Raw genomic sequence first — 227 nt, forward strand, 5'->3', positions numbered from 1 at the left:
TCTGAAAGCGGCTTTCAACAATTGGCATATTGGTTGAATAAAACACCTGCCATACCTGAAAGTTTTCTCGTAAAACTTTATCCCCCAAAATGTTATTGGTCAGATTGACCCAAGTTTCAGGGCTGCTGGCGAGACCATGAATAAGTACAATCACTTTTTTATTCGGTTGGTAGGGTTCAAGCATATAGACATGTGGCATACGCAATCGCTCAGTTTTATCGAGCAAG

The 227-nt window shown here is 41.0% G+C and carries 1 pseudogene; it reads right to left on the minus strand.

The features are described 5' to 3' along the window. Nucleotides 1-199 (minus strand): annotated as a pseudogene (locus RRF55_RS28430) (esterase/lipase family protein); the annotation flags it as partial. Between the last annotated feature and the right edge of the window lie 28 nt (nt 200-227).

This window comes from Klebsiella sp. K47, assembly GCF_051858335.1.
Lineage (GTDB): Bacteria > Pseudomonadota > Gammaproteobacteria > Enterobacterales > Enterobacteriaceae > Klebsiella > Klebsiella pneumoniae.